General features: G+C 46.4%; 6 protein-coding genes. 5 read left to right on the top strand and 1 reads right to left on the bottom strand.

Annotated features, from left to right (window positions below):
* Positions 1–1991 (bottom strand): LysM peptidoglycan-binding domain-containing protein (locus tag Q1M25_RS06700; RefSeq protein ID WP_300483201.1); only part of this gene is annotated, 1991 nt, incomplete at its 3' end.
* 156 nt (positions 1992–2147) lie between these two features.
* On the opposite strand from Q1M25_RS06700, the gene Q1M25_RS06695 reads away from it, so the two are divergent.
* From Q1M25_RS06695 to Q1M25_RS06675, 5 genes are all read left to right on the top strand, one after another.
* The gene (locus Q1M25_RS06695) at positions 2148–2807 is read left to right on the top strand and encodes a class I SAM-dependent methyltransferase (protein WP_300483199.1); all 660 of its coding nucleotides are present in this window, start codon (positions 2148–2150) and stop codon (positions 2805–2807) included.
* Positions 2808–2850: 43 nt separating this feature from the next.
* Positions 2851–3678, top strand: coding sequence for a bifunctional DNA-formamidopyrimidine glycosylase/DNA-(apurinic or apyrimidinic site) lyase (mutM, locus tag Q1M25_RS06690; RefSeq protein ID WP_300483203.1), 828 nt, complete (start codon positions 2851–2853; stop codon positions 3676–3678).
* A 64-nt stretch (positions 3679–3742) separates the two neighbouring features.
* The gene (locus Q1M25_RS06685; RefSeq protein WP_300483196.1) at positions 3743–4528 is read left to right on the top strand and encodes a 1-acylglycerol-3-phosphate O-acyltransferase; all 786 of its coding nucleotides are present in this window, start codon (positions 3743–3745) and stop codon (positions 4526–4528) included.
* A 188-nt stretch (positions 4529–4716) separates the two neighbouring features.
* Positions 4717–5454: a redoxin family protein gene (locus tag Q1M25_RS06680; protein ID WP_004520136.1), complete on the top strand. Its 738-nt coding sequence runs from the start codon at positions 4717–4719 to the stop codon at positions 5452–5454.
* 252 nt (positions 5455–5706) lie between these two features.
* On the top strand, positions 5707–7113 hold the full coding sequence (locus tag Q1M25_RS06675) for a dihydrolipoyl dehydrogenase (protein WP_300483192.1): 1407 nt from the start codon (positions 5707–5709) through the stop codon (positions 7111–7113).
* Positions 7114–7162 lie beyond the last annotated feature (49 nt).

The raw sequence follows: 7162 nt of genomic DNA, 5'->3' as shown, positions 1-7162 counted from the left end.
CCTTTACGTACAGTGTAGGAAACGTTTTGAACCGGGTTGCTGCGGACTTTTGCCGGAGCAGCTGTAACACGGAGGATTTGGCCTTTTCTGATATTGTTGCCTTTGATGTTGTTGGCAATAATCAAATCAGCTACGCTCAAGTTGTAACGTTTGGAGATGTTAAACAGCGTATCGCCATCTTCCACACGGTGTGTGCCTGCTGCAAGTGCTGCAGTTTGTGTGTTTTGTTGGCCATTTACACGGGCAAGACGCGCATTGATGCGTTGTTGTTGTTTAGCGGTATTGGCTGCGATACGTGCTGTACGAGCGCTTTCGGCAGTCACAACAGTTTGAACTTGTTTGGCTTCAGAAGTCGCTTCAGCAACAGTCGCTGCAGGTTCCTCCGCAGGTTGGCTTTGTACCAAAGCCATCAGGTCATCATGCTCTTCTTGAACCGGAGCAACAGCAACAGATTCAACTGCTGGAGTAGGGGCTACATCGTTTGCGGCAACAGTCGGTGCAGTCAAGTCGGCAGGGATAGCTGCTTTTGGTGCTTCAGCAACATTTGTGGCAGCAGGCTCAGCAGTAATATGGGTCATGGCTACAATAGGGGCGGCTACTTCCGCATTTGCAACTTGAGGCTGTGCTTTGGTTTCTGTTACTGCTACAGAAGTAACGTTTTCAGTTTTGCTGCGTGCAATAAAGTCAACCGGTTTGCTGGACTGTGGAACAACAGGAGCAACAATATTGGTCACAGTAGTTTGAGCAACTTTAACCGGTTCTGCTACGCTGGAAGCAATAATCGGAGACATAGCCGGCATATTGGATTGGTAAGTATCCGGCGTATTGTCTTTGTCGATGAAGTTAATGATGTCTTGATTTTGGCTTGCTGAATTTTTAGCCACCAAAATGCTGCGGCCTTCAGAAATGGCGCTACCGCTCAGGCCGTTGAGGCGTTTGAGTTCGGCTACGCTCATGCCGGTATCGTTGGCAATGGCGTTAAGCTTCTTGTTGCCCAAAGAAGTATAAATATCCCAAGATATCAGGGTATCTGGATTGGCATTGCGGTAGTTCTTTTCAAATGCAGAAACCGCAGAAACCGGCAACAACAGACGACGATTGTTTTTAGGGATAAATACCGGGGCATTGAAACCTGGGTTGAGTGCCAACAGTTCGCTTTCGCTGATGTTTGCAAAACGAGCGATTGTGCTGTTATCAATAGGTTTGTCGATGCTGACAGATTTGAAATACGGCTGATTGCTGATTTCGCTGATATTCATACCGAAGGTTTGCGGATTGGCAACGATATTGCGTACTGCTAATAGTTTTGGAACGTAGTTGCGTGTTTCGTTCGGCATACGCAGGTTTTCGTATGTTGGTTCCAAACCTTGCGCACGGGCGCGGTTTACGGCGCGGCCGACGTTACCTTCGCCCCAGTTGTAAGCGGCAAGCGCCAAAGACCAGTCGCCGAACATACCGTGCAGGTATTGCAGGTAGTTCAATGCAGCATCGGTAGCGGCGTAAACGTCGTGGCGACCGTCATACAAAGGCGTTTTTTCCAAGCCGAAGTGGCGACCGGTAGCCGGCATAAATTGCCACAGGCCGGATGCGCCGACGTGTGATTTGGCTTTGGTTACGAATGCGCTTTCAATGAAAGGCAGCAAAGCGATTTCAGCAGGCATATTGCGTTTTTTAACTTCATTGGCAATATGGTACATATAAGGTTTGCTGCGGGAGATGGTGCGGTCGAAATATGCACTGTTTGCAGCAAATTTGTTTTCATGGCGGCGAACCAGTTCTGTGTTGACTTCGTTGATGCGGAAGTCTTTACGCAACGATGCCCATAAGCTACCGGAGCCGAAGGTTTGTGCTTTGGCTTGGTCGAGCAGGGCGGAGTTGAGGCGCATCATGGCCATGCCGACTTGGTTGGGCGTAGCGTTTTGCGCATAGGCTGTGGCGGAAACCGCCGACAGGCTTGAAACGGTCAGAGCGATGGTTTTTAGTTTTGCCATAGTAAATAAAGTTATCAAATATATAATAAAATTTCGTCTTTCTGATAGTATCGTTTCAGCATTTAAACGTCAAGTCGAGCAGGGAATTTGCTTGTGTGATGTGGTCGTGGTGTTAAAATTCTGTCACACAAGTCGGGATGCATAGGGGAGCCTTTAATGGAAGTTTTTTTTATGCAAACGCCAATGGGGCAATATCTTGCTCAAAAAGAGGCGGATTTTTTCAGACGGCATTTGCAGTATTTGAATAGGCAGGTGGCGGTTCAATTGGGCGGTGTATGGCAGAGGCCGTCTGAAAATATGATTGTAGTGCCTCGCGATGTGCGGATGGATGCTGAAATGTTGGCATTTGAAACGCATTCCGTGGATGTGTTATTGATGCCTCATCTTTTGGAAGTTTCATCTGCAGATTTGGTGTTGCAAGAGGCGTTTAGGATATTAAAACCTGAAGGCAGGTTGATTTTGACGGGGTTCAACCCTAAATCTTTGTGGGGATTGAGCTCGTGGTTTGATGGTAAAAGACTGCCTATGAAATCTCAATGCTTGGCTCTGGCTGAGTTGAAACGAAAAACTGCCGCTATTGGTTTTGAAATGGAATATGGGCAGTTTATGGATTATCTGCCAGCGGTAAATTCGTCATCTGCTTTGAAGTTTTGGCAGTTTATGGAAAAGGTAGGGGATAGGTGGTGGCCGCAATGTGCAGCGGTTTATGGTGTGGTTTTAACGAAACATTTGATTGGTGTCCATCCTTTGCCTGAATTGGAAACTGCATTCGATGGCAATACGGTTGCTTTAAGTACGGCACGCTTGGCCGAATAGTTTTCAGACGGCCTATATATAATGATGAATTTGGAGAATAATGATGCCTGAATTACCTGAAGTGGAAACGACTTTACGTGGAATCACACCGCATATTGATGGCAAGAAGATAGAAAAAGTCATTATTCGCCAGTTTAAATTGAGATGGCCTATCCATCCAAACTTGGCGCAAATTTTGGCCGGGCGCAAAGTTTTGGCATGCAGTCGGCGTGCGAAGTATTTGATTATTACTTTTGAAACGGGTATTTTACTTATTCATTTGGGTATGTCCGGCAGTTTGCGGATTTTTACCGCTGATGATGAGCGTATCGCCACGCCGGATAAACACGATCATTTGGATTTTGTATTTGATGACGGTACCATATTGCGTTATCACGACCCGCGTAAATTTGGTGCGGTATTGTGGTATGAGGGTATTGCCGAACATCATCCACTGTTGGAAAAGTTGGGACCGGAGCCGCTCTCGGGCGATTTTGATGCAAATTACCTGTATCAGAAATTGAAAACCCAAAAGCGTGCAGTCAAATTAGCGCTGATGGATAATGCGGTGGTGGTTGGCGTTGGCAATATTTATGCGAATGAAAGCCTGTTTAAGGCGGGTATTTCGCCATTGCGTCCGGCGAATAAGCTGACCAAGAAAGAATGCGCATTATTGGTGGAAACCGTCAAAGCGGTTCTGCAAAGGGCGATTGAAACGGGCGGTAGTACGCTGCGGGACTTTGTCAATAGCGATGGAAAAAGCGGCTATTTCCAGCAGGAATATACGGTCTATGGCCGTCATAACGAGCCTTGCGTTCAGTGTGGCGGGTTGATTTTTAAAGAAACTTTGGGGCAGCGTGGAACATTTTATTGTCCAAATTGCCAGAAATAGTTTCAGACGGCCTTAAATGTCAGAGGCCGTCTGAACATAATGAACACAATACAGAAGAAATTTTATGTCTAAACAAAAAGCTCCTTTTTTTAAACGACTGGGCAGACTTTGCCGTTTGGCAGCTTGGTTATTCAGAACCGGTAGGGATTTGCGTGTCATCGATGGCAACAATGCAGAGGAACGCAATCACGCTGTGGTTGTTTTGGGAAAAGGTGCGTTGGATGCTTTGGATATCGAATTGGAAATCGGCGTACCGCCTCAAGGAAATGTGAGCGGTACTTTGGTCGTGGCCAATCATGTGTCTTGGTTGGATATTTTTGCCATGAGCGCTGTTTATCCGAGCAGTTTTATTGCCAAGCAGGAAATCAGCGGTTGGCCGGTTTTGGGAAAAATGGGTAAAAATGCCGGTACGGTGTTTATCAACCGCAATTCCCGCCGAGATATCGAGCCGATTAACCAGGCGATTTGCGCGGCATTGAAAGCAGGACAGAATGTCAGCTTCTTCCCTGAAGCGCGTACTTCTTCCGGCTTGGGTATTTTGCCGTTTAAAGCAGCCCTGTTTCAATCGGCGATTGATGCGAAAGCGCCGATTCAGGCAATAACCTTGCGCTATTATGATGGCGAAGGACAACGGACGGACTTGCCGTCTTATGCGGAGGTAAACCTGTTTCAGTCTTTGTGGCGTATTGTTTCTATGAAGAAAATCCGTATCCGTTTGGATTTCTCGCCTCAATACAAACCGACAGATATGCCGGATAAAGACCGCTATGCTTTGAAGGATATTGCGGAAACAGCCATCGGCGAAATTGTGGCTTCGGATTCGCCCGTTCAGCCCTTACCTAAAAAATAATTTCAGTCAGGCACTTGTTTTATTTCAGATGGCCTTCATTTAGAGGAATAGCTGTTTTCGGTTTAATTGAATTGATAGTTTGATGTAATTAATATTATTTGAACTATAAATTATACAAATCGATAGGCCTGCATTAAAATGCAAGCATTGATTCATTTCTCAAACCCGAATTTTTAAGGAGCTTAAAAATGGCTTTGCAAGATCGTACCGGTCAAAAAGTACCTTCCGTAGTATTCCACACTCGCGTTGGCGACACTTGGAAAGATGTTTCTACTGATGATTTGTTCAAAGGCAAAAAAGTAGTCGTGTTCTCTCTGCCTGGCGCATTTACTCCAACTTGCTCTTCTTCTCACCTGCCACGCTACAACGAATTGTTTGGTGCGTTCAAAGAAAACGGTGTTGACGCAATCTACTGCGTATCTGTAAACGACACTTTCGTAATGAACGCTTGGGCTGCTGAAGAAGAAGCCGACAACATCTACATGATCCCTGATGGCAACGGTGAATTCACTGAAGGCATGGGCATGTTGGTTGACAAAGAAGACTTGGGCTTCGGTAAACGCTCTTGGCGTTATTCCATGCTGGTTAACGACGGCGTGGTTGAAAAAATGTTTATCGAACCTGAAGAACCAGGCGATCCTTTCAAAGTGTCTGACGCTGACACTATGTTGAAATACATTGCTCCTGACTGGAAAGCTCAAGAGTCTGTTGCCATCTTCACCAAACCTGGCTGCCAGTTCTGTGCTAAAGCTAAAAAAGCGCTGCAAGACAAAGGCTTGTCTTACGAAGAAATCGTATTGGGCAAAGATGCAACTGTTACTTCCGTACGCGCTATTACCGGCAAGATGACTGCTCCTCAAGTATTCATCGGCGGTAAATACATCGGCGGTAGCGAAGACTTGGAAGCTTACTTGGCTAAAAACTAATTGCCTGTATGCTTGAGACGGTTTAAACAGGCCGTCTGAAAGATAAAATATAGAGTTATTCAGACGGCGTTTACAATTCGGCGTTCTGAATAACTCTATATTCGCAAGTAGAATTTGAGATTATTGTTTTAAATCGATATTTAGGTATTGACTATTGATTTTTAAATTTTGATAGTTTGTGAAGTTTAGGCCGTCTGAAAACGGATAACCTGATGGCAATATCGGTTTGGATATAGACAGTAAGGATAAAATATGAAAAAGATTCAAGCAGATGTGGTAGTACTGGGTGGCGGTACAGCCGGTATGGGCGCATTTCGCAATGCCCGACTTCATACAGACAATGTTTACCTGATTGAAAATAATGTGTTCGGCACGACCTGTGCGCGCGTGGGCTGTATGCCTTCTAAACTCTTGATTGCCGCAGCAGAAGCGCGCCATCATGCTTTGCATACCGATCCGTTTGGCGTGCATTTGGATAAAGACAGCGTAACGGTAAACGGCGAAGAAGTCATGCACCGCGTGAAGTCCGAACGCGACCGTTTTGTCGGTTTTGTAGTCAGCGATGTAGAAGAGTGGCCCGCCGACAAGCGTATTATGGGTACGGCAAAATTTGTTGACGAACACACCGTCCAAATCGATGATCACACTCAAATTACTGCAAAAAGTTTTGTGATTGCCACCGGCTCGCGCCCTGTGATTTTCCCTCAGTGGGAAGTTTTAGGCGATCGCTTAATTGTGAACGATGATGTTTTCTCTTGGGATACTTTGCCTAAAAGCGTAGCCGTGTTCGGCCCTGGCGTTATCGGCTTAGAGTTGGGTCAGGCTTTGCACCGTTTGGGAGTGAAAGTTGAGATTTTCGGCGTAGGCGGAGCCATCGGCGGTATTTCCGACCCTGTTGTTGCTGAAGAAGCCAAAGCTGTTTTTGGCGAAGAGTTGGCTTTGCATTTGGATGCTAAAACTGAAGTCAAATTGGATGCAGAAGGTAATGTTGAAGTTCATTGGGAACAAGATGGCGAAAAAGGTGTGTTCCATGCTGAATATGCTTTGGCTGCCGCCGGCCGCCGGCCGAATGTGGACAATATCGGTTTGGAAAACCTGAATATCGAAAAAGATGCGCGTGGCGTGCCTGTTGCCGATCCGCTGACCATGCAAACCAGCATTCCGCACATCTTTATCGCAGGCGATGCGTCCAATCAATTGCCTCTGCTGCACGAAGCTTCCGACCAAGGCAAAATTGCCGGCCACAATGCCGCTATTTTCCCGAATATTGAGGGCGGTTTGCGCCGTAGCGTAATCGGTGTGGTATTTACCAGTCCGCAAATTGCCACTATCGGTTTGAAATACGCGCAAGTTGCAGCGAAATATCAACCTGATGAGTTTGTAATTGGCGAAGTTTCCTTCCGAAACCAAGGCCGCAGCCGTGTTATGTTGGTAAACAAAGGCCATATGCGTTTGTATGCTGAGAAAGCGACCGGCCGTTTCATTGGTGCGGAAGTTGTCGGCCCTGCTGCCGAACATTTGGCACACTTGATGGCTTGGGCGCATCAAATGAAAATGACGATTCCGCAAATGCTGGATATGCCATTCTACCATCCGGTTATCGAAGAAGGTCTGCGTACTGCATTGCGTGATGCCGATGCAAAATTGAAACAGGCTTGATTAGTTGATGGAATAAAGGCCGGCTGAAACTCGTTGAGGTTTCAGACGG

Source organism: uncultured Neisseria sp. (genome assembly GCF_951230505.1).
Taxonomy (GTDB): domain Bacteria; phylum Pseudomonadota; class Gammaproteobacteria; order Burkholderiales; family Neisseriaceae; genus Neisseria.
Note: the sequence above shows the minus strand (reverse complement) of the source record. Positions and strands in the feature narration are given on the sequence as shown.